The organism is Hyalangium minutum, assembly GCF_000737315.1.
Taxonomy (GTDB): domain Bacteria; phylum Myxococcota; class Myxococcia; order Myxococcales; family Myxococcaceae; genus Hyalangium; species Hyalangium minutum.
Genome location: NZ_JMCB01000017.1, coordinates 141868 through 163171 on the forward strand (window position 1 = coordinate 141868; position 21304 = coordinate 163171).

General features: G+C 66.7%; 21 protein-coding genes. 7 read left to right on the forward strand and 14 right to left on the reverse strand.

The window, feature by feature from the left end; translation table 11 throughout:
* Nucleotides 1-14: 14 nt before the first annotated feature.
* From DB31_RS34140 to DB31_RS34165, 6 genes are all read right to left on the reverse strand, one after another.
* Nucleotides 15-1208 (reverse strand): MFS transporter, encoded by a 1194-nt coding sequence (locus tag DB31_RS34140; RefSeq protein WP_169787133.1) that lies wholly within the window; start codon nucleotides 1206-1208, stop codon nucleotides 15-17.
* Between the two features lie 30 nt (nucleotides 1209-1238).
* Entirely contained in the window at nucleotides 1239-1685 is a 447-nt protein-coding gene (locus DB31_RS34145) for an OsmC family protein (RefSeq protein ID WP_044195878.1), read from the reverse strand.
* An 87-nt stretch (nucleotides 1686-1772) separates the two neighbouring features.
* On the reverse strand, nucleotides 1773-2441 hold the full coding sequence (locus DB31_RS34150) for a class II aldolase/adducin family protein (protein ID WP_052420473.1): 669 nt from the start codon (nucleotides 2439-2441) through the stop codon (nucleotides 1773-1775).
* A complete protein-coding gene (locus tag DB31_RS34155; RefSeq protein WP_044195881.1) occupies nucleotides 2438-2707 on the reverse strand; it encodes a EutN/CcmL family microcompartment protein in 270 nt (89 codons plus the stop codon). Before DB31_RS34155 ends, DB31_RS34150 begins: the two co-directional genes overlap by 4 nt.
* Entirely contained in the window at nucleotides 2704-2967 is a 264-nt protein-coding gene (locus tag DB31_RS34160; protein WP_044195884.1) for a EutN/CcmL family microcompartment protein, read from the reverse strand. The genes DB31_RS34155 and DB31_RS34160 overlap by 4 nt, the downstream gene beginning before the upstream one ends.
* Before the next feature lie 9 nt (nucleotides 2968-2976).
* Nucleotides 2977-4824, reverse strand: coding sequence for an AgmX/PglI C-terminal domain-containing protein (locus DB31_RS34165; protein WP_044195886.1), 1848 nt, complete (start codon nucleotides 4822-4824; stop codon nucleotides 2977-2979).
* 147 nt (nucleotides 4825-4971) lie between these two features.
* Between DB31_RS34165 and DB31_RS34170 the strand changes: the two genes are divergently transcribed.
* Nucleotides 4972-5259, forward strand: a complete 288-nt coding sequence (locus tag DB31_RS34170; RefSeq protein ID WP_044195889.1) for an FYDLN acid domain-containing protein — start codon at nucleotides 4972-4974, stop codon at nucleotides 5257-5259.
* A gap of 86 nt (nucleotides 5260-5345) precedes the next feature.
* Here DB31_RS34170 and DB31_RS49790 read toward each other — a convergent pair whose 3' ends face one another.
* Together DB31_RS49790 and DB31_RS34180 are read right to left on the reverse strand one after the other, a co-directional pair.
* Nucleotides 5346-5504, reverse strand: a complete 159-nt coding sequence (locus DB31_RS49790) for a hypothetical protein (RefSeq protein ID WP_169787134.1) — start codon at nucleotides 5502-5504, stop codon at nucleotides 5346-5348.
* Between the two features lie 194 nt (nucleotides 5505-5698).
* Nucleotides 5699-6478, reverse strand: coding sequence for a cupredoxin domain-containing protein (locus tag DB31_RS34180; RefSeq protein WP_240487011.1), 780 nt, complete (start codon nucleotides 6476-6478; stop codon nucleotides 5699-5701).
* Between the two features lie 154 nt (nucleotides 6479-6632).
* Here DB31_RS34180 and DB31_RS34185 point away from each other — a divergent pair, with 154 nt between their 5' ends.
* On the forward strand, nucleotides 6633-7361 hold the full coding sequence (locus DB31_RS34185; protein ID WP_044195897.1) for a zinc ribbon domain-containing protein: 729 nt from the start codon (nucleotides 6633-6635) through the stop codon (nucleotides 7359-7361).
* 21 nt (nucleotides 7362-7382) lie between these two features.
* Entirely contained in the window at nucleotides 7383-8009 is a 627-nt protein-coding gene (locus tag DB31_RS45480) for a ribonuclease HI family protein (protein WP_052420474.1), read from the forward strand.
* Nucleotides 8010-8030: 21 nt separating this feature from the next.
* Here the strand turns inward: DB31_RS45480 and DB31_RS34195 are convergent, their stop codons facing one another.
* Both DB31_RS34195 and DB31_RS45485 read right to left on the reverse strand, forming a co-directional pair.
* A complete protein-coding gene (locus tag DB31_RS34195) occupies nucleotides 8031-9785 on the reverse strand; it encodes a sensor histidine kinase (protein ID WP_052420475.1) in 1755 nt (584 codons plus the stop codon).
* 224 nt (nucleotides 9786-10009) lie between these two features.
* The gene (locus tag DB31_RS45485; RefSeq protein WP_052420476.1) at nucleotides 10010-12064 is read right to left on the reverse strand and encodes a PAS domain-containing sensor histidine kinase; all 2055 of its coding nucleotides are present in this window, start codon (nucleotides 12062-12064) and stop codon (nucleotides 10010-10012) included.
* A gap of 200 nt (nucleotides 12065-12264) precedes the next feature.
* On the opposite strand from DB31_RS45485, the gene DB31_RS34205 reads away from it, so the two are divergent.
* Nucleotides 12265-13233, forward strand: coding sequence for an alpha/beta hydrolase (locus DB31_RS34205; protein ID WP_044195900.1), 969 nt, complete (start codon nucleotides 12265-12267; stop codon nucleotides 13231-13233).
* Here the strand turns inward: DB31_RS34205 and DB31_RS34210 are convergent.
* Nucleotides 13226-13717 carry a nuclear transport factor 2 family protein gene (locus tag DB31_RS34210; protein WP_044195903.1) on the reverse strand — a complete coding sequence of 164 codons (492 nt, stop codon included), beginning with the start codon at nucleotides 13715-13717 and terminating at the stop codon, nucleotides 13226-13228. The genes DB31_RS34205 and DB31_RS34210 overlap by 8 nt on opposite strands.
* Nucleotides 13718-13857: 140 nt before the next feature.
* Between DB31_RS34210 and DB31_RS34215 the strand changes: the two genes are divergently transcribed.
* The 3 genes from DB31_RS34215 to DB31_RS34225 all read left to right on the forward strand — a co-directional run bounded on the left by DB31_RS34215 (nucleotide 13858) and on the right by DB31_RS34225 (nucleotide 19061).
* Nucleotides 13858-15033, forward strand: coding sequence for an adenylate/guanylate cyclase domain-containing protein (locus DB31_RS34215; RefSeq protein ID WP_052420477.1), 1176 nt, complete (start codon nucleotides 13858-13860; stop codon nucleotides 15031-15033).
* A gap of 226 nt (nucleotides 15034-15259) precedes the next feature.
* Nucleotides 15260-17443, forward strand: a complete 2184-nt coding sequence (locus tag DB31_RS45490; protein ID WP_157232309.1) for an McrB family protein — start codon at nucleotides 15260-15262, stop codon at nucleotides 17441-17443.
* Nucleotides 17444-17447: 4 nt separating this feature from the next.
* A complete protein-coding gene (locus tag DB31_RS34225) occupies nucleotides 17448-19061 on the forward strand; it encodes a DUF2357 domain-containing protein (RefSeq protein ID WP_044195905.1) in 1614 nt (537 codons plus the stop codon).
* 382 nt (nucleotides 19062-19443) lie between these two features.
* Here DB31_RS34225 and DB31_RS34230 read toward each other — a convergent pair whose 3' ends face one another.
* The 3 genes from DB31_RS34230 to DB31_RS45495 all read right to left on the reverse strand — a co-directional run bounded on the left by DB31_RS34230 (nucleotide 19444) and on the right by DB31_RS45495 (nucleotide 21031).
* Complete coding sequence (locus DB31_RS34230; protein ID WP_044195906.1) at nucleotides 19444-19839, reverse strand: VOC family protein; 396 nt, start codon at nucleotides 19837-19839, stop codon at nucleotides 19444-19446.
* A 27-nt stretch (nucleotides 19840-19866) separates the two neighbouring features.
* Nucleotides 19867-20412, reverse strand: a complete 546-nt coding sequence (locus DB31_RS49270; RefSeq protein ID WP_240487012.1) for a double-CXXCG motif protein — start codon at nucleotides 20410-20412, stop codon at nucleotides 19867-19869.
* A 121-nt stretch (nucleotides 20413-20533) separates the two neighbouring features.
* Entirely contained in the window at nucleotides 20534-21031 is a 498-nt protein-coding gene (locus tag DB31_RS45495) for a hypothetical protein (RefSeq protein WP_157232310.1), read from the reverse strand.
* Between the last annotated feature and the right edge of the window lie 273 nt (nucleotides 21032-21304).

Below are 21304 nucleotides of genomic sequence, written 5' to 3' on the forward strand. Positions count from 1 at the left end.
GCTCACACCAGCGCTCAGGCCGTGGACCGGGCGCGGGGCAGCAGCAGCACGAGCAGGACCGCGCTCAGCGCCGCCAGTATCCCCGCCGTGAGGAAGGCCACCGAGCTGCCCCAGCGCGTCCACATCGCCCCGAAGAGCAGCCCTGCCGCCAGCGAGGCGCCTCCCGCCAGTCCGTTGTAGAGGCCAAAGGCCCGTCCTCGTGCCGCCGCTGGCACCAGCGAGGCGAGCAGTGACTTCTCCGCGCCCTCGGAGAGCGCGTGGTACAGCCCATAGAGACCCATGACCACGAGCGTGCCCCTCAGCCCGTGCACTTGCGAGAGCGCCAAATAGCTCAGCGCGTACAGCAGCCACCCTGCCAGCACCAGCCGCGAGGCCCCCAGCCGATCCGCCAGCCAGCCTGCCGGATAGGACACTCCCGCCTTCACCGCGTGCAGCATCAGCCACGCCATCGGCAGCCACTCCGGGCGCGCCCCTTCCTCGCTCAGCTTCAGAAGAATGAACGCATCCGTCGAGTTGGCGATCCCGAAGAGCACCACCGGTACCAAGTAGTACGCCAGCCGCCTCGGCACAGGCGCCTGCTTCTGGGCCGAGCCCCCTGCCTGAACCAGCACCCGAGGTGGCTCGGAGGCCAGCAGGATCGCCAGCACGCCCAGCACGCCCGGCACGACTGCCGCGAGAAATACCTGCTCCACCCGCAGCCCTGCTGCCACCAGCACGATGGCCACCAGCGAGCCGAGCGCCGCTCCCGCATGGTCCATGCCCCGGTGAAAGCCGAAGGCCCGGCCTCGGGCACCCTCGGGCACGGTGTGCGCGATGATCGCGTCCCTCGGGGTGCTCCGCACGCCCTTGCCCACCCGGTCCAGCGAGCGGATGACGAGCGGCTGCCACACGGCCGTCACGAAAGCCATCATCGGCCGCGCGAAGCAGGACACGCCGTAGCCCAGGAGCACCAACGGCTTCAGCCGCCGCGCCCGATCCGACCACACCCCAGACTGGTACTTGAGCAGCGCGGAGATGAGATCCGCCAGTCCCTCCATCGCCCCCAGCAGCAGCGGCGCCGCGGGGAGGCGCGCGGCCAGGAACGCCGGCAGCAGCGGGAAGATCATCTCGCTGCTCACATCCGTCAGCAGCGACACCACGCCAAGCACCACCACGGTGCGCGGCAGCCTTCCGGACACTCCGGCTCCCTGGGTCTGACCTTCCTTCACGTGCCTGCTCTTCTCCATGCCCCAGGACCGCTAGGCGGTCGCCTTCATCGTGATGTGCACCGGCGTCGGGTTCGCCAGGTTGTCACTCACCGGGCAGCGCGCCTCGATCTCGCTCTTGAGCTTCGCGATCTGCTCCAGGCTGGCGGTGCTCTTGATGCGAATCTCCACCTCCAGCGACTGGTATCCGGCGCGGACGTTGCGGTCGGTGCCGGCGAACTTCGCGGGATCGAGCGAGCCCCGCACCGTGATCTCCGTCCCCGACACCGGGATGCCCAGCTCCTTGGCGATGAAGAACGTCATGTAGTTCAGGCAGCCCGCGTGCGCGGCCAGGATGAAGTCCAGCGGGCTCGGCGCTCCATTGCGGCCGCCCAGCTCCGGAGGCTCGTCCATGAAGATCTTGAAAGCATGCACCTCGGTGGTGCTGCGGGCCATGCTCTCGCCGGTGGTGCGCACCTCTCCGGTGTACAGATTCGACATGGGGCTGTCTCCTTCGGGAGTGATGGGATGGCTCGCCACCCCACGGTGAGACCACAGCATGCCGCCTGAGCTCCCGCCGAGCAGCAGCTAGCGGCGCGGTCCGAGGCCCGCCTTCTTGCGCGCCTCGAGCAGCTTCTGCACGTCCGCGGGCGCCAGCGGCTGCACCGTCCCCAGCGAGCGTGCAGCCATGAGGATCTTCGCGTAGTGCTCCACCAGCTCCATCCGGAGCAGGGCCTGCGTCAGATCCTCACCCAGCGTGATGACGCCGTTGCCCGACAGCAGAAACGCGTCGTACTCGGAGGCGGCGCTCTCCACGCGCTTCGCGCCCTCGGGATCCTTGGGCATCGCGCGCTGCAGCGTGGGCACGCGATCTCCCAGCGACACCACCATCTCCGGCAGCGCGATGGGCGACAGCTCCTGCCCCACCAGCCCGAACGCCGTGGCCACCGGCGGGTGCGCGTGCAGCACCACCTGAGCCTCCGGCCGCCCCCGGTACACCGCCAGGTGCAGGTCCAGCTCGCCGAACGGCTTGCGCCGCCCCTCCAGCACCTTGCCCTGCGGATCCACCACCAGCAGCGACGCGTCGTCGATGTCCCGCTTGGATACCGCCGTGCACGTAATCAAGAACCGCTCGCCCTTGAGGCGCACGGACACGTTGCCGTCGTGGTTGGCCACCCAGCCGTTCGCGTGCAGACGGTGGGAGGTGCTCACCACGTCCGCCCGCAGCTTCGGCAGCGGCACGAAGCCCTCGCTCACGCATCCACCTCGTCCACCACGCCGACGATCAGCGAGCGGATGGGCAGCGTCTTGTCGCCGAGGATCTGCCGCACCCCGCCGCCCTCGCGCATGACCAGCACCACGTCCCCCGGCCCCGCCGAGGAGGTGTGGTCCACCGCGATGAAGCTCTTGCCCAGGGGCTGCTGCTTCTCATCCAGCGGCTGCACCACCATCAGCTTCCGGCCCGCGAAAGCCGGGTGCTTCAAGGTGGAGGTGACGCTGCCCAGCACCTTGCACAGGTTCATACGTCCACCGAGTCCACGATGCCGACAATCGCCGCATCCACCGGCACGAACCACGGATCCAAAGCGAGCGCCGCCTCGCGGCTGCCCACCAGGTACACCAGCTCGCCCCGGCCCGCGGACACCGTGTCCACGGCCACCTCGGGGCTGCCCATGGGCTCCCGCTGGTGATCCAACGGCTGGACCACGAGGAGCCGCTTGCCCTCGAGGCCCTCATACTTCTGCTCGCAGACCACCGTGCCGAGGACGCGTCCCAGGTACATAGGCGCCTGTTACATCGCTCCCGAGGTGAGGACCAGGGGGATCTGCAGCTCGACCTCCTCGGTGCCGTCATCCAGGGTGAACTTGGGGAACACCATCCGCTTGGCGCTCTTCTTGATGCAGTCGCCCACCGGCGAGGTATCCAGCTCCTTGCGGTCCAGCTTCGTGTCCTTCACCACGCCCGAGGTGCCCACCGTCGTCACGAGCGTCACCTTCCCGCCCTTGAACTTGGGGTTCTTGCGCAGCTCCGTCTCCACGCAGCCCTGGAAGGCGCCCTGGGACTTCTCCACCACCTTCATCACGTCCTCGGCCGGAGGCCCACCGCTGCCCGCCGCGTCTTGGGCGGCGACTTCGGCGTCCTTGCGCACCGCAGGGGCCACGTCCGTCTTCGACGCGTCCCCGAGGAGCTGCTGCAGTTCCTCGGCGGACTTGCCCGTCTCCGGCGTCGCGGGCTTCTCTTCCGCGGATCCCCCGGGTTTCGGCGCGGTGCCACCCTGCGCCGGCTTCTTCTCTGGAGCCGTGGGCGTGGGAGCCGGGGTGGGCGCCGGCTTCTTGTTCCCGAGCAGCAGGTCCTTCAGCTCGCTGCGGCCCTCGCCCGAGAACAGCCAGGACTTCTCCACCGGCTTGCCCTGGGCGTCCACCGTCTTCATCTTCGGCACGAAGTTCAGCGTGTCCAGCGCGAACACCCCGCCGCCGATGAGCAGGATGGGCAGCATGATGAACAGCGCCACCTTCCACGCCGGGTTGCGGCGGGTGACGCCCGACTTCTTCATGAAGTAGCGCGTGTCCTCCACCGGCTTCTTGGTGTCCGGCTTGCTGCCTCGCACCGACGCCAGCGGATCCGGGCTCTCGCCCACGGCCGCCAGAGGCGACTCGCTGTCGGGCGGCGGCTCGTTCTTGTCGGGCAGATCCAGATCCGAGAACAGATCATCGCCCATCCCCGCCTTGCTGGCCGCGCCATTCGAGCGGGACTGCTTCTGCGCCCGGGGCTGATCCGGGGCCGGCTCATCCCACGCAGGCTGATCCTCCTGCCCCTGGGCCTGCTGCTCGTCCCACTGCTGCTGCTCGTCCTGCCCCTGGGCCTGCTGCTCATCCCACTGCTGCTGCTCGTCCTGCCCCTGGGCCTGCTGGCCGTCCCACGCGGGCTGATCCTCCTGCGGGGGCTCCTCCCACTGGGCCTGCTGGCGCTGCGACTGGCGCTGCGGCTGCGCGGCGGCGGGCGGATCCAGATCCCACGGCTCGCGGGCCGCAGGCGCCTGCCCCACCGTGGTGGGCACATCCTCCCAGGCGTTGTCCTCCTGCTGCGGCGCAGGGGTGTTGGTGCGCTGGCCCCGCACGGCCACGGTGGCGGGCTCGGGCGGCAGCGCGGGCGGAGGCTCGGGCGGTGCGGCAGGAGGCGCGAACAGGCCCGCCAGCTCGGGGATGTCCGAGCCGCGCTTCCAGTCCGCCATGCCCTGCTGCCAGAAGAAGCTGCGCGCGTTGATGGCGCCGCTCTCCATGAGCCCTTGCAGGCCGGCCTCGTCCAGTGGGCCTTCCTGCTTGCTCTTCACCATCACGAACCAGGGAGCCGCGGCCGGGCGCGCCGGGGCGGCCTTGGTGGGCTCGTCCTCCCACGGGTTGGCGCTGGCCGGAGCCGCCGCGGGCTCCGGAGCGGCCGCAGCCATGGCGCGCTCCTGCTCGCGGATCCGCTCCACGTCGGCGAGAGACACCACGCGGGTGCTCTCTTCCATCTCCATGGGCGGGCCCTGGACGGAGATGACGTTCTGGCAGTTCTTACAACGGACCTTGACGGTCTTCCCGCGGACCTTCTCGTCCGCGATGGAGTACCGCCTCTGGCAATTGTCACAAGAGAAGTTCAAGAGAGCGACCGATGCGCGCTGGGGAAACGAGTGGGGGATGCTACTCCAGCTTCTTCGAGTGCAAAACGTCCGGTTGACTCCGCCGCACGGGCCAACTATGCACCCGCCCCTTGGGTTTCAGCTTCCCTCGTTTCAGAAGGTGGCGAGATGCCGGCGAAGGACCTCGGGAACAAATACGTCTGTTTCAAGTGCTCGACGAAGTTCTATGACATGAAAAAGCCCGATCCGCTCTGTCCTAAATGCGGAGCGGACCAGCGCGAGAGCCCGGCCCTCAAGGCGCCGACGGAGGGACGCCGTGGCCGGCTGGCCGCTGCTCCCAAGGTCATCGAGCCGATCGAGCCCGAAGAGCCCGCCGCTTCCGAGGAGGACGAGGAGGATCTCGACTCCTTCGACGACGAGCCCGTGGAGGGGGCGGAAGAGGAGGAGGACATCTAGCGGGGTGGGTCTTGCCGGCCCCAGCGCGTCCTCGACTGCCTCTCCGGGCTCCTCCTCACGAGGAGCCCGCTCCATCCGGTGGCTGTTCAGTTATCGGACACCAGCTTCAACTCGCCGACGATCCGACGGATCTGCTCGTAGAGCGTCGGCCCCATGGTCTGCATGCCCTCCGGGCGCGTCGCCACCGGCTTCGGGGCCTCCGTGCGGACCGCTGGGTCATGTTGAGTCTTCTTCTTGTCTTGCATGGGCTCCACCCTCCCCACCTGTTGCTGGGTCCACTGCATAGCAATTTTTCCGCCAAGGTAAAATGGCCCATCCGCTTTCCGACATTCCGGGGGGTTGTGGATCAGCCCCCCAAAACCCCCTGTCCGGGTTTAGAACTGTTCCGGGAATCCTGTGCCGGAATCGGACAGGGGGGAGTCGTAGCTCACCCACCCGGTCATTTCACGGCGTCTGAGGCCCAGCTCTGCTCCAGGCGGACGGTCTCTCCGGCCTTCACGGTGAGGGGCTTGGAGGCCTCGGGCAGCCGGTCGTGCCAGAGCACCACGGTGTGGGTGCCCTCGGGGACTTCCAGGCGGAAGTGGCCCTGGGAATCCGTGGTGGTGAAGTAGGGATGATCAAAGGTGCGCACCACCGCGCGCATCCACGGGTGCACGTCGCACTTCACCTGGACTGTACCGGGAGTGGCGGGCAGGGGCTTCTTCAGGGTCATCCCCTCCAGCGGCATGGCCACGTTGAAGACGGGCTGGGCTCCGGCCGCGGCGCGCACGTTGTGCATGACGGGGTCCGAGTTGCGCACCTCCAGCGCCGTGCCCGCGCGGGCCGCCAGGGCGGGCGGATCATAGGAGCACTTCTTCTGGTCCAGGAGGGCGGGCGGCGCGGTGACTCCCTCGGCTGGCAGCGAGGCCCCGTCCGCGAGCGACACCACCACGTGCGCGAGCGCGCCACCCTCTCCCACGGTGAGGGAGCGATCGGGCACCTTGTCGCCACAGGTGGCCAAGACACTGGCGGTGGTGTCGAACTGCGCCGGGGTGGGCGGGGTGCCAGTCAGCCGCACCGTCCCCTCGATGAACCCCTTCCCGGCGGGCGCGGCCGTGGCTCGCTGCGGCATGGGGGTGGGAGTGGAAGCAGGCGGAGCGGCGTTGGACTCCGAGGAACCACGGCAGGCCGTTGCCAACGCCAGGAGCGCGAGCGCGCACAGGTGCAAGGTGGGTTTCACGGGGTTCGTCTAATGGTTCCCAGCGCTCGTTTCAAACCCTCCCCATTTCACCGGGGATGACGGAGAGTCATCTGGGCGTTGGACCCCAATCGGTTTTGTTGGTAGAGGGGGCGCTGGCCACACGCCAGTGTGGACCTCGTGGGAGGCAGCAAACTTGCGGGAGAAATTGAAGGCCCTGGCAGAGCTGCAGAAGGTGGACATGGAAGCGGCCGCCCTGCGCAAGGCCGCGGACGTCCACCCCCGGCAGATCGCCGAGCTGGAGCGGGAACTCGGTGCGGCGCGCAGCGCCATTGAAGCTGAGCGCGCACGGGTCGCGGACATTGAGCGGCAGAAGCTCCAGCTCGAGCAGAACATCACCGACGAGAAGGACAAGGTGAAGAAGTGGGAGGCGCGGCTCGCCGAGCAGCGTTCGACCCGCGAGTACTCCGCCTTGGCCCGGGAGATCGACATCGCCAAGAAGGCGAACCTCACCATGGCCGACGAGCTGGTGGAGATCACCAAGACGCTGGGCACCGCCCGCGAGGCCGTGAAGGGCAAGGAGACCGAGTTCTCCGCCCGCCAGCAGAGCCTGGCCGGACGGATGACCGAGCTCCGCGCCAAGCTGGCCGAGGCCGAGAGCCAGGTGAAGCAGCTCGAGGGCCAGCGCGCGGGCGCGTCCGCCAAGGTGGACGCCACGCTGCTGCGCCGCTACGAGACGATCCGCAAGAAGAAGCTGCCCGCGCTCGTCGGCGTGGGAGCGGGCGGACAGTGCCATGGGTGCAACATGAACGTGCCCCCGCAGCTCTACAACCAGCTGCGCACCTCGCTGGGCACCGACGTGTGCCCCTCGTGCAACCGCATCATCTATGCGGTCGAGGCACTGGCCGAGCCCACCTCGAAGTAGGCCCTCGGGTCCTCGCCTCTTATGCCGAAGCCGAAGCCGACCGAGGCCGACCTCCTCCGCCACATCGCGCGAGAGGAGCCACTGACGGCCACGGTCCGCGCCTTCCGCGGACTCACCCGCGAGCGGCTGGGCCAGCTGCTGGAAGAGGCCGCCTCTCGCCTGGAGGGCGGTGAGGCCGAGCCCTCCGCCGAGGCCCCCACTCCGGCCGCTCCCACCCCCGACGAGTCCCCTGCTCGCAGCGCCACGCCCCGCCTCCGCGTGTACTCGGATGGAGCGGCGCGCGGAAACCCAGGGCCCAGCGGCGCGGGCGCGGTGCTGATTGAGCCCGGCGGCACCGTGGTGGCCAAGGTCGGCAAGTACCTGGGGACCCAGACGAACAACTATGCCGAGTACATGGGGCTGCTGCTCGGTCTGAAGCACGCCAAGAGCCTGGGCGCCAAGGAGATCGAAGTCTTCGCCGACAGCGAGCTCCTCATCCGCCAGCTCGGCGGCCGTTACCAGGTGAAGAGCCCTACCCTGCGCCCGCTCTATGAGGAGGCCGTGAAGCTCCTCAACGACTTCTCCCGGGTGAAGCTCGTCCACGTGCCGCGCGAGATGAACGCCGCCGCCGACGAGATGAGCAACCGCGCCATCGACGAGCGTCTCTGAGCCCGCTTCCGAGCCGGCCGTTCAGGAGCTCCGCAGCGGCAGGGTGACGATGAACGTCGCCCCCTGCCCCAGCGCGCTCTCCACCCGCACCGTGCCCTGGTGCATCTCGACGATCTCCCGGACGATGAACAGCCCGAGCCCCAGCCCACTCACCTCGTGGCTGTGCACGGCACGCTCGAACTTCTGGAAGATGCGCGCGTGGTCCTCCGGCGCGATGCCTCGGCCCTGGTCCCTCACCCGAAGCTCGACGTGGGCCTCGAGCTTCTGGACCGTGACCTCCACGGGCTTGCCCGCGCTATAGCGGGCCGCATTCGTCAGGAAGTTGGTGAGCACCTGCTCCAGCCGGTACCGATCCCACGCGCCCACCACGGGCTCCGTCACCCGCACCGAGACTTCACACCGGGCCTCGGTCATCTGCGGGCCCAGCTTCGCCGCCACCTCCGCCGCCAGCTCCACCAGATCGAACGTATCCGGCTCCAGCGAGAGCTTGCCCGCGGCGAGGCGCGAGATGTCCAGCATGTCATCCACCAGCCGCGCCAGGCGCTGGGCCTGCCGGGACGTCTGCTCCAGCAGCCGCCCCACCCGCTCGGGCGGCAGGGCCTCCCCCCGCTCCATCCGGCGCTGGAGCAGCTGCGTCTGCAGCATCAGCGAGGTGAGCGGCGTCTTCAGCTCATGCGAGGCGAGCGAGAGGAACTCATCCCGCGAGCGCACGGCCGCCTCGAGCCCCTCCCGCGAGCGCCGCTCCTCTTCCTGGTGCTGGCGTAGGCGCTCGGCAGAGTTGGTCAGCGAGAGCCCCAGCCGCTCCATCTCCTCGATGGAGGAACGCTCCACCCGGGGCTGCTCTCCGCTCGCCAGGGCCTCCGCGGCTCCGGCCATGGAGCGCAGCCCTCCAGCGAAGCGCCTCGCGAAGACGATGGCGCTCGTGAGGCTGATCAGCAGCACCAGCAGGCCCGAGGCCGCGATGACCCGGACCGAGCGCCGGAAGGGCTCATCGATGATTTCGTCCGGCACCACCACCGCCGAGAGCCACCCCGACAGCCCCGAGCGGCTGAAGGCCACATACGAGTGCTCGCCCTCCAGCGTGACGCTGCGGAAGACGCCCTCGATTCCCTCCCGGGTGTTCTGGATGAAGTTGCCGGTGGCGGGCTGGCCGATGAAGCGCTCGGGGTTGCGCGTGCGGTAGGCCACGAGGCCCTCGCGGTCCACGACGACGCGGGTGAACTCCAGCTCGCCTTCCGCCGGAGACTGCCTCCCCACGACGTCCACCAGGGCCTCGGGCGTGATGATGGCGGAGAGGACATACAGCACCTGATCGTCCCGGATGACGGGCACCCGGATCGGAAAGCCCCAGTACTGGCCCGAGTTCCCCATCACGAGCCCGCCTACGACGGCCTGCCGGTCCTCCACCGTGCGGCGCAGGCTCTCGGGCTCGGTGGCGCGGGGCAGCGGAGCCCCCGACGGCCGCCTCAGGTTCATCAACTGCTGGCCCTCCGTCGTCAGCAGGATCACCGTGAGCCAGGACGGCTGGCTGCGCTGCACGCGCAGCGCCTCGGTGCGAAAGCCCTCGACATCCCCCTCATCCAGGTGCCCCGACTGCGCCAGCGCCTGGAGCGTCCGGATCGTCGCGGACACCTCGCGATCGAAGGCCCAGGTGATCTCATGGGCCGAGTTCTGCAGGCGGCGCTCGACGCCCTCCTGCATCTGGCGCGTGAGCCGCAGCACCATGAGCCCGGAGAACGCCACCACCGGCAGCAAAGCCCCCGTGATCAGCACCACGAGGTGCCACCGCAGCGGCCAAGGGCGAAAGCCGCCCGGCCGAGCACCGGCTTCGCGCTGCCGCAGGTGAGGGTTCGAGGTGTCCAGGGAGAAACCAAGTATCTGGGAGCCCGGCAGGCTTTCGGGGCCCTTCGTAACACCGGCTGCTTGCGAAAGCTTGCCTCTCGCCCCGCCTCCGCAGCTCACACCCCCACCAAAATATCACCGCAGACCAGGAACCCAGGTCAGCGCGAGGAGAGGGGCAACGTGAAATGGAACGTGGCGCCTTGGCCCGGGACGCCCTCGGCCCACACCCGGCCCCCATGGCGATGGACGACGCGGCGCACGTTCGCCAGCCCAATGCCTGTGCCCTCGAACTCCTCGACGGAGTGAAGCCGCTGGAACACACCGAAGAGCTTACCGACGAACTCCATCTCGAAGCCCACCCCGTTGTCGCGCACGACGACCTCGGTCTCCTCCGGAAGCGCGTGGGCGAAGATTTCAATGACGGCCTCGGGCTTCGTCCGGGTGTACTTGATGGCGTTGGACAACAGGTTCCGGAAGACGAGCCGCAGCAGCGCCGCGTCCCCGTGGACCGCCGGCAGGGCCTCCACCTTCCACGTCACCCGGCGGCCTTCGACATCGGGCAAGAGCTCGCGCCGCACCTCTTCCACCAGCGAGCCCAAGGAGACAGACGCCAGGCGCATCTCGGCGCGAGACATGCGGCTGAAGTCGAGCAGGTCGTCCACGAGCTGCCCTCCTCGCTGAGCCGCCTCCGCGATCGTCTTCAAGAACTCTTGGGACTTGGCGTCGAGAACGGACCGGGCGCGCTTGTCCAGGAGCTGGACGAAGCCGGTGATGTGACGCAGCGGGGCACGCAGGTCGTGCGACACCGAGTAGCTGAAGGCCTCCAACTCCCGGTTGGCCTCTTCCAGTTCCCGGGTCCGCTCCGCCACCCGCCGCTCGAGGGTGGCGTTGAGCTCACGGATGCGGGCCTCCGCCGCCTTCCGCTCGGTGATGTCGAAGAAGGAACTCACCACGCCTCCCGGTGAGCCATCCTCTCGCCCTGGCAGAGGCAGGGCGTTGATGGCCAACCACACGAGGCTGCCGTCGGACCGGCGGACCCCGAGCACCTTGCCCAGCTGCGGCTGGCCGGTCCTCAGGGCCACCATGGGCGGATGCTCTTCTCCTGGGAAGGGGCTGCCGTCCTCACGAATGGCGTGCCAGCGTGAATCCTCCGAGGTGCGGCCACTCAGCTGATCCGCGGTGAGGCCCAAGAGCCGCTCCGCAGCGGTGTTCGAGAAGCGGATCGTCCCATCCGCGTCCTGCAAGCTGATTCCCTCGGCGAGCGACGCGAAGGTGGTGCGCAGCAGGGCTTCGCTCTCCCGCAGGGCCTGCTGAGCGCGCTGCTGCTCGATGACGGCCGCCAGTTCCCGGGCCACGGCCTCGAAGAACGCCTGGTACTTCTCATCGAAGTGCAGGCGCGGGCTGATGCCGAGCACGAGCACGCCCCCGGCCGCGTGGGCGGGAGAGCGCCGCAACGGCAGAATCATGGCCGAGCGCGTGGGCTCCGGCCACGGGCCCGTGTGGCTGCGGCCCAGCAGCGCTTCGAAGTCCTCCACCTTCGAGGCCTCGCCCGACGCGAACACTTGCTCCCCCGCCGTCCGCAGCGGCTCGGGAATCATTTCCAAGCCGTGGTGCACCGCGAGGTCCAGCGTGTGCACGGCGTCGTTCCACAGGTACAGCACGGCGAAGGGCAAATCCTGCGCGTTCCCGCGGAAAGCGGCGGCGGTCTCCTGCATCACCTCGGCGTGGGTCGTGGCCCGGGGCGCGATGGCGCGCAGCGTGGCGAGCCTCCGCTCCGCGATCACCTCCTCCGTCACTTCATTCACCGGCTGCAGGAAGCCGTTGATCCGGCCGTCGTCATCCCGGAGCGGAACGAAGGAGAAGGTGAAGTAGGCCTCCTCCGTGAAACCGTGGCGCGTCACGGGGATGAGCGTCTTGTCCACCTGGATGACCTCGCCCTCGTCCAGCACCCGCCGCATCCACGGGTAGATGGTGGGGTAAGTGTCCGGCCAGCACTCGCGGTAGGAGGCCCCCAGGTAGCGAGGATGCCGGGGCCCCATGATGATGGCGTAGCCCGCGTTGTAGATCTGCGTCTGCTCGGGCCCCCAGAAGATGATGGCGGGCGTGGGCATCCGCAGGATCATGTCGGTGTAGCCTTGGAGCCGCAGGGGCCAGGTCTCGGGCGGGCCGAGTCCTGAGGAAGACCAGTCGTGCTGGCGGATGCGCTCGCCCATCTCCCCGCAGCCTTCGAGAAACCTCGGAGCCTTTGTGCCCACCGTCATGTTTGATGTGTAACTGGAGCAGCCCCCTTCTTGAAATCCCGGGAAACGGGCCCTCCGCCTATCGAAGACTTCTCAACGCTCTGCTGCCTGCTCCCCAGGCACCGATACGAGCGCGGAGAAGTGAAAGATTCCAACCTGACCCAACTGCGACCATGAGCGCCACGAAGAAGAAGCCGACCCCGACCCCGTTCGAGCCCGAGCTCGCCCAAATCCTTCCGGCATTCGCCGGATTCACCCCGCTCCAGATGACCGCCGATCAGATCGAAAGATATCGGGCGATGCCCATCCCTTCGATCGCCGAGCAGATCGGCGACCGGCCGGTCCAGTGCGTCGACTTCACCATCCCCGGCTACCAAGGGGCCGACATCGCCGTCTCGGTGATCTCGCGGAAAGACCATGCCAAGCCGGGCCCCGGCATCTATCACGTCCACGGCGGCGGGATGGTCATGGCCAACCGGTTCGCAGGTGCCTCTGATCTGGTGGCGTGGGCGATGAAGTTCGACGCGGTGTGCGTCACGGTCGAATACCGGCGAGCCCCTGAGCACCCCGATCCCATCCCCGTCGAGGACTGCTACGCGGGACTCGCGTGGATGGCCGCACACGCCGAGGAGCTGCGGATCCAACCGGAGCGGATCATCATCTTCGGTGGAAGCGCCGGGGGCGGCCTGTCCGCGGGCACGACCCTGTTGGCGCGCGACCGCCAGGGGCCGAAGCTGTTCGGCCAGCTCCTCCAATGCCCGATGATCGATGATCGGAACGAGACCGTCTCGTCGCACCAGTTCCAGGGGATTGGTATCTGGGACCGCCTCAGCAACCTGACCGGCTGGACGGCCTTGCTCGGGGACCGGCGCGGAACGGGCGACGTGTCCATCTATGCAGCTCCCGCGCGTGCGACCGATCTAAGCGGCCTGCCGCCCACGTTCATCGACGTGGGGGCGGCGGAAGTCTTCCGCGACGAGGCCGTGGCCTACGCGAGCGCGATCTGGGCTGCAGGCGGAGACGCGGAACTGCACGTGTGGGGCGGCGCGTTCCACGGCTTCAGCCAGATAGCGCCAGGTGCTGCCATCTCCCAAGCAGCGAACGCGGCTCGGGAGGCCTGGCTCGAACGGCTCCTCAGATGAGCGTCTTGCCCTCCAGCAGGTCTTTGCCCACCCGGTTGCCGCGATAGTGGATGGGGTCCAGCAACACTTTGCGGATCTTCCATCCATCCGGAGTTCTCTCCACGGAGAAGGTGTAGCGGGCGACGATGGTCCACTCGTGCTGGTCGCCTCCGGCGTGGAAGTAGTGAGCGACTTCCGCATAGGCCATGACTTCGGCGTGGGAGTCGCTCTGGAAGCGGAGGCCCACGCAGTTGGCGGTGGCATGTTGGACCCGATGGAAGGCCTTCAAGGCCCCCTTGGCCACGTCGGGCATCTGCTCCCGCTTGAGGGTGAGCGGGTCGAAGCCCAGGCGGGTGTAGTCCGCGGTGACTTCGTCGGTGAAGACGTTCGCCCAGCGGCTCCAGTCGCCGGTGTCTCGGCCGTGGTCGATGGCCTGGCCGTACTCCACGGCCAGATCCTGGATGGACGTCCAATCCAGCAGGTACTGAAGGTTCTTCTCTCTCATGGGCATGGGCCTCGGGGGGTAACGGTGCCGGGTTGTAGCCGCGTCCTGCGTCACATCGCCACATTTCCACTGGGATGGGGTATGGCTCGGGGAGCCGGCAGCGAGGCCACGTCGACTGCCCTCTCCCGGGAGAACGGTCCGTGACGCCCGCAGCGCTCGCCTCCATCCAGAAGCAGCTCTTGCACTTGCGGCACGTGGGGGACGGCGGACTGTCCTTGATGGCGGACCTGGTCGAGTTGGTGCGCGCCCACGATCTGCCCCTGTGGCGGTGCCGCTTCAACCTGATGACCAAGCACCCAGAGCTCGTGTGGCACACCGTGCAGTGGAGCGAGGAGGAAGGCGTCAAGTTCATCGATCGCAGCCGCCTGACCCTGGACGCGCCGACCTTCACGCGCAGCCCCGTGCCGCTGTTGCGCAACGGCTCGCCGCCGATTCGCGTGCGCCTGACAGGCGATGACCTGCCATTTCCCGTGTGCCAGGAGCTCCAAGCCCAGGGAGGAACGGACTACTTCATCCAGGGCCTCCGGTACTCGACGGGCGACATCGGCTACATCTCCTGGGCCACGCGCGCGCCGGAGGGGTTCTCGGACGAAGCCCTGGCGGCCTTGACGGATCTGGGGCCCCATCTCACGCAGCGCATCGAGCTCGTCTCGGCCTACCATGCCACGCAGGCGCTCCTGGAGGTGTACTTGGGCCGCAATGCCGGCCAGCGGGTGGCTCAGGGCAGCTTCCAGCGCGGCAGCGGCGAGCTGATCGACGCGGCGATCTGGTTCTGCGATCTGCGCGACTTCACCTCGCTCTCCGAGCAGAGCACGCCGCAGGCCATGGTGAAGACCCTGGACGAGTACTTCGACCATGTGGCCGGTGCGGTGATGGCGCGCGGAGGCGAAGTCCTCAAGTTCATCGGTGACGCCATCCTGGCCATCTTCCCTCTGGCCGGGGACGCGCCGCGCGCATGCCAGAGTGCCTTGCTGGCCGCGAAGGAGGCCCTGACTGCGTTGCAGGGCTTGAACGCGGAGCGCCGCTCCCGGGGAGAAGTGCCCCTCTCCATCGGCGTGGCTCTGCACGTGGGGCAGGTGATGTACGGCAACATTGGCGCACGGGGCCGCTTGGACTTCACCGTCATCTCTTCCGCCGTGAACGAAGCGTGCCGCCTGGAGTCGCTGTGCAAGCCGCTCCAGGTCCCGCTGACGATGAGCGAAGCCTTCGTGCAGCTGACCCGGCCGGAAGCGGCGGTGGAGTTGGGTCAACACGCACTCAAAGGGGTCCGGGTTCCCATCCGGGTGTTCACCTTGATGGGTTACCTCTTACGGTAGGCGGCCGTCGGGGCATTCTCCGAGGTGGAAAGAGTGTCGTCCGTGACTTCGCCCCACAGTACTCTCGGGCACCCTCATGATAATAATCTCGACGCCGGACGCGCCGAAGCTGAAGGAACTCTACGAGCGAAAGTTCATCCCTGCTCGGGAGCAACGCTGGCCTCAGTGGCTCAAGGACTATGTCGCCTATGTAGAGCGCGTTCAGTCCGCAACCGAAGTCGAGTGGGTGGCTCCCCAGTTCCAGAAATTCCTCTGGACTGACAATGGTGTCTCCACTGCGGGCATGGGCGCCATGGTGCAGGTCGACTCGGCCTACACGGACACAGCGCTGGCCAAGGTCCTATTCCGTATGCGGCAGGAGAAACTGCCCGAAGACACCCTCGAGCGCGCCAAGGTGTTGCAGTCCATGTTCGAAGAGATCATGGGAATGGTGACGCCCAAGCACAATGAGCGGAGACCAGGAGCTCGGTTGATCCGGATCTTTGCCGGTCTGTTCCCTCGAAACGTACTCTGCCTCCTCGACCAGCACCGCACGCACGTTGTCCGGCGCTATCTTGGGATGAAGAAGGGCGGGATGGGCACCATTGCCCAGCAGGTGGTGATCCGGCAGAGGCTGCAAGACTCTCTCGGAGAACCTTCGAGCCTCCGTGGGCACGTTGAACAGAGCATGTTCTCCTGGCTTCTCTACGAGCTGGCCGAGGAAGAGAACATCTCTGAACTCGAGGAGGCCCCTGTCCCGGGTGACCCATCCAAATCCGGAACGGACGCGCCACGCCTGAAGCTGCTCCCCTTCGAGGAGCAACGGAAGGGGCTCTTCTACATCCCTCGGGCCATCAACACGGTGATGCGGCTGGTGCGCTCCACCGAGACGGGCACTACCCGGGAAGAAATGCTGGAAGCCATTCGCGACCTCTTTCCGGGGCTGAAGAACTCTTCCCTGGAAATGTACCTCTCCGTGCTGCGGACAAACCTGGGGGTGATCGAATTCCGGGACAATGCATTCCGGCCTAGTGCACGAGGGCAGCAACTCCTTGATGGTGAGGAGCCCAGCGAAGTGCTGGCCCCCATCCTCGTCGGTCAGATCTTCGGCTTTGCTCAGGTCCTCTGGATCCTGAAGGACAAGCCAGGCGGACTGGTGCGTTCGGAAATCGTTGAGCGGCTCCTCACCTGGTATCCGCGATGGACGACCCCGCGGGTGCCGAACGACGTGCTCACCTGGTCCAAAGAGATCGGGTTGGTGGAGGAGATCGGGGGTGCTGACAAGCGCGTCATCCTGACAGAGCCAGGCTCCTACTGGGCAAGTGGTCTCCCTGCGGACCTTGAAACGAAGTGGGGTCCCACCTCCATCATCGATGATCCCTCTCCTGCTGAAGGCACGGTGATCATACCGGGTCCCACCCTCGGGGCGGGGCTTCGCCCCGCGCCCTTTGAAAAGATCCGCGAGCGCTTCCAGAACGATAAGGAGCTGAAGGGACTGGTCTATCCCACCAGCTTCGTCCATCTCTTCGATGCGGCGCTCCGCGCGTTGGACGGCAAACGGTTCGTGCTGCTGGCAGGGCTCTCCGGAACCGGGAAGACTTCTCTGGCGCGAGCGTACGCTCGTGCGTACTGCGAAGCCCTCGAACTCAACCCGGCCGACCACTACTGCGAGGTTTCCGTCCGGCCGGACTGGACTGACCCCACGGGCTTACTCGGCTATTACAACCCGATCTCGGCCAAGCCGCGCTTCGAGGAGACGGAGGCACTTGAGTTGGTGCTGAGGGCCTCCCAGAACCCGACGCTGCCCTACTTTCTCTGCCTGGACGAGATGAACTTGGCGCGGGTCGAGCATTACTTCGCCCCCTTCCTTACCGCGATGGAAGGCAAGGGCGAGCTCCAGATCCACAACGAGCGCGACCGGATTGATGGCGTCGAACCCCGCGTGCCATGGCCCCGCAACCTCTTCATCATCGGGACGGTCAACATGGATGAGACCACCCACGCCTTCTCCGACAAGGTGCTGGATCGTGCGTTCTCATTCGAACTGTGGGACGTGGACCTCGCGGCGTGGCAGGCTCGGGCCCTAGAGGCAGGCACTTCGGCGGACATGTTGCAACGAGTAATGCCCGTGCTGGAGAAGCTGCAGAAGGCGCTCGTCCCTGCGCGGCGACACTTCGGCTATCGCACCTGCCAGGAGGTGGTTGCTTTCTGTAGCGCGGTCAGCTCCCTTCCTCTGCAAGAGGCACTGGATGCCGCAGTGTTGGCCAAGGTGCTCCCCAAGCTGCGGGGTGATGACAGCGGCCCGCTGCCTCAGGCGCTCGCTGAAGTGCTTCGGATCTGCCAGGGCGAGAAGCTCCAGAACTCGGCCCAGAAGGTCGAGCAGATGAGGCGGTCCCTTGAGAGCCTGGGCGTAGCCCGCTTCTGGATGTGAGCACATGGACATCCTGATCACGCGTCGGGAGAAGTCCGTCCATGTGCCCTTGGAGCGACTTCCGGACGGGAGTTGGTCCGCTCGGGAGGGTGATGACCTTCGCATCCGTGTGCGTGCGTCCACACCCGCAGCGGTCACCCTCGCGGGGGCGATGCTCACGCTTGAGCACGTTACCCAGGAAGGGAATGTGCTTGAGACCTGCTTCCGGCTGAGCATCGAGACGTGGGCAGGCCGGGCGCGGCTCCTGGTACAAGCAGGACAGACAGAACAGACGGAGGCGCTCGATGTGAGTCCCCATCCCGGCAAGCTGGGCGTGGATGCCTACCGGGAGATGCTGGCGGAGCTGGTTGCTATCTCCAAGGATCTGCCCTGGGGACTGGGGCCGGGCTCCCATGCTGCGACTCGAGCCGACGAGTCGCCAATGCTGGTGCATGCGAGCGTCATCGACGCGGAGTTGCCAGCACTGCTCCAGGCGCTCCGCAGGCTGGCGCTCGATCCGCTGAGCTGGACGCGGCGAGAACGCGTCCTGGAGCGACTGCCCGCCAACCGGCGCGTGGATCCCGCCAGCTTCCGGTGGCTGGTGGCTCACCCACGAGCCCTGGGTGCAGTTCGGCCTTCCTCGCCCACGCAGTCGGCCGATTCTGGCGTCTTCATCGAACAGCGCCGCATCCAGAGCACGCTGGATCACCCAGCCACCCGCTACCTGAGCTACCTGCTTGAGCGACTGCTGCGAACGCTTCGGCGCAGTTCCAAGGCCTTTCACCAGATTTCGGGCCGAGAGCCCCGGGCGATTGAGTACGCCCATGTGCTGGATGCCGCGACAGAGGAGATTGAAGCAACTTTGGGGCGCGTCCCATTCAAGGGCGTGCTTCCCGAGCCTCTTGGCCCAGGCTCATTGCAGGCCGTGATCGATCATCCCAGCTACGCGAGGGTTCAGCGCCTGGCCCAGCGCCTGTTGGATCCAGGCATGCAACTGGATGAGCAGGGCGCCTTCTCCTCCAGCCTTGGGTATACCTACGAGCTGTTCGAGTTGCTGGCCCTCTACCGACTGGCGGGTGGACTTTCGCGGGAGCTCGGGGAGGCGTGGACCTGCACGAGCACGCCTCCCCGTAGCTCTGGGCTGTTGGAGCGTCCACCTTTCGGATGTGTTTGGCGAGCCGCCTCGGTGAATGGACTGGTGCTAGAACTGCACTACCAGCGAACGTTCACGGCTTGGTCCGAGCAAGGCCTGCACTTCCAGAGCCTGAGTGGTGAGCGACGCCCTGACTATGTCCTCCTGATCCTGCGTGAGGACAAGCCGCTGGGGTGGATCGTACTGGATGCCAAGTACCGTTCCAGTCGTGACGCCATTCACCAAGGGCTGGCGGATCTTCATGTGTACCGGGACTCACTCCGTTGGCATGGGCAACCCGCTCGGGCTGGCTTCATCCTAGTGCCTCAAACGACGGAGGGCGCCAGTGCCTACGCGACCGCGAGCTATCATCAGACCCATCACTTCGGAGCACTCATCCTCCAGGCCTCCGAGTGGTGGACACCGATCTTGAATGAGATTCAGGAGGCGTCTGGCCTTGCGCACTACCGATTCCCTACGTCCCGCACGCCATCGACCACCGCCTGACTCGAACTCAGGTATTCATGTGAAGTTCGCGCCCGCGGTAGGTATTTCCATACCCCTTCCCGTCCGGTAGCGCTGCGAAGGGCGGCTCACGTGCCGGAGCACCCCCAGTAGCGCTGAGCGAAGGACTCCTCGCCCCGGCGCCGGCGCACTCCCTCACGGAATCGGATGAACGCCCACAGCAAACGGGCCCAGGGGTTCCATGGCGCCGGGAGGTAGAGGGCTCGCATGAAGAGCCGCCCTTGCGCTGGGCCCCCACTTCAGAACTCCCGGGTCTCCAGTCGGGAGCGCTCCGCCGGATCATCGGTCAGCGGTTCGATCCGGTAGATGTCCCAGAACATGTCCTCCCAGCGGGCCTTGCTGAGCGAGCAGACCCTCCGTCCAGTCAGGACCGAGCCTGACGTTCTCTGTAGATGGCCTCCATATTGTTGCCATCGGGATCGAGCACGAAGGCCGCGTAGTACCCAGCCGGATAGCCCTTCTCCGTTGGACGCAGCCCCGGAGCGCCGTTATCTGTCCCACCGGCACGCAGGGCTACCGCGTAGAACGCATCCACCTCGGCGCGGCTCTTCGCGGCAAACGCCGTGTGCTGCTTCACGCTGTGCGGATGAAAGCGGTCAATCCAGAAGACAGGATAGTCAACTCCATAGCCAACGCCGTCCAGACGATCGCTCTCCCGGAGTTCGATGACACGGCGCATCCCCAGCGCACCCAACGCCGCATCATAAAACGCAGCGGATCTGGGAACGTCCTCAACGCCAATGCCCGTGTGATCGATCATGAACGAGTCGCTCCGTTTGGATGAACCTCAAGTGGGAGTGGCCGAAGAGGTATCGGGCGGACCCTTGTGAAGCGGATCCCAAACGTACTCCTCCGTGGGTGTGAACTTCATGTTCGTGAAGCCGTGGCGCTTGACGAACTCGGCGAAGCGCTCAGAGCCAACGATGCATCCGCGAAAGCCTCTAGCACGAAACACGTCCTCGCCTTTCCATGTACCAGATTCCAGCGCGAAGCCATGGATGGAGTCCAGTCCTCCAGAGCGGCATTCCGGGCATGTGACGGGCTTCGTATGGCGCAGGCGGCTCCGGGCCTCGTCCACTGCTCCACTGCCCAGGCAGGGCGTGGCGACGACATAGCGAGGGACGGTGAGAGCATTGAACTTCTTCCGCCTCCCGCGCAGGCGTACCACCTCGACGGGGTGAAAGCCGAGCAGCCCTGTCAGCCCTTCCTTCTGAAACGCCTCCGCCAAGCGTTCGGAGAGGAGGACCTCACGGCCGGGGCCCTCCAGGAAGTCCCCGAAACCCGCACCATGCAGTTCCAACTCGGCGCGGTATGGGGGCAGCCACGTAAGCATCCCGATGGGCTCGCCGCACCGAGGGCAATGCGGGGCGTCGCCTCGGTTGGCGGGCCCAGCCTTCTCGAAAGAGGTGTCGTGAGCCCCCCACACCTCTGGCTCGAGCACAAAGAAGCGCGGTTCAGCTGACAGGGCCGAAGCCATTGGGAAACCTCTCAAGCATGTCCTTGCGGTTGTAGATCTCTCGCAGGAACGCCTCAAACTCCTTCTGAGTTGCACTCTCCCGGGCTCTCAGCCACCTGATGACCTCCAGGTCCACATCTCGGTGCCATTTCTGATAGCCGCAGTGCGATTCCTTGTCCTTCGCCTTGGCCACGTAGCGCTCATCCCTTGGCTCATATAACCCGCTCAGAGTCCGGTGCTCCTCCAGTACCTTGGCGATAGGCCGGGAGATGACGTGGTGATTCTGTCCCTGGCAGTTAGGGGGCTCGGGCGCGGCCTCTCCTTCAGCTTCGGCGGCTTCGGCGAACCGGGTGTCCTCCTTCTCCTGCGCCTCATCTTTGAGCGTCACCGCTCTAGCGTTCGTGGTCCCGTAGACCGTCTTCACGCCGTTGAGGACCTCGGTAATCCGCGCTGGGCTGACCATGCAGCGGTTCGCCGCAGTCAGCGGATCCCTCAAGATGCAGCAACTCTCCGTGTCCAAGCAGGAAAGTTGCGCCAGGTAGATGGGCTGGCTCGCGGCGCCCAGTTGGCTCGCCTCTCCCGGCCGGCTCGTGGCGGAATGCGCCCCCGAGGAGCATCCCACCACCGTGAGGCTCGCAAGCGCGACCAACAGCCAGACAAGCAGAGCACGCCCCGCATCTTTCATTTGAACCCTCCGTGAGCCGCTCGCTTCGCAGCCCCCATCCTCGTGGATGAGCCCGAACGAGCGCAGAAGAAGCCTGCCCTCACG

Bases quoted from the DNA above. Each gene is read 5' to 3' on its own strand.
- DB31_RS34205 (WP_044195900.1), top strand. From the start codon at position 12,265: ATGAGCGCCACGAAGAAGAAGCCGACCCCGACCCCGTTCGAGCCCGAG.
- DB31_RS45485 (WP_052420476.1), bottom strand. From the start codon at position 12,064: ATGGGCGAGCGCATCCGCCAGCACGACTGGTCTTCCTCAGGACTCGGC.
- DB31_RS34170 (WP_044195889.1), top strand. From the start codon at position 4,972: ATGCCGGCGAAGGACCTCGGGAACAAATACGTCTGTTTCAAGTGCTCG.
- DB31_RS34230 (WP_044195906.1), bottom strand. From the start codon at position 19,839: ATGATCGATCACACGGGCATTGGCGTTGAGGACGTTCCCAGATCCGCT.
- DB31_RS49790 (WP_169787134.1), bottom strand. From the start codon at position 5,504: ATGCAAGACAAGAAGAAGACTCAACATGACCCAGCGGTCCGCACGGAG.
- DB31_RS34225 (WP_044195905.1), top strand. From the start codon at position 17,448: ATGGACATCCTGATCACGCGTCGGGAGAAGTCCGTCCATGTGCCCTTG.
- DB31_RS45480 (WP_052420474.1), top strand. From the start codon at position 7,383: ATGCCGAAGCCGAAGCCGACCGAGGCCGACCTCCTCCGCCACATCGCG.
- DB31_RS34155 (WP_044195881.1), bottom strand. From the start codon at position 2,707: ATGAACCTGTGCAAGGTGCTGGGCAGCGTCACCTCCACCTTGAAGCAC.
- DB31_RS34160 (WP_044195884.1), bottom strand. From the start codon at position 2,967: ATGTACCTGGGACGCGTCCTCGGCACGGTGGTCTGCGAGCAGAAGTAT.
- DB31_RS34145 (WP_044195878.1), bottom strand. From the start codon at position 1,685: ATGTCGAATCTGTACACCGGAGAGGTGCGCACCACCGGCGAGAGCATG.
- DB31_RS34210 (WP_044195903.1), bottom strand. From the start codon at position 13,717: ATGAGAGAGAAGAACCTTCAGTACCTGCTGGATTGGACGTCCATCCAG.
- DB31_RS49270 (WP_240487012.1), bottom strand. From the start codon at position 20,412: ATGCTTACGTGGCTGCCCCCATACCGCGCCGAGTTGGAACTGCATGGT.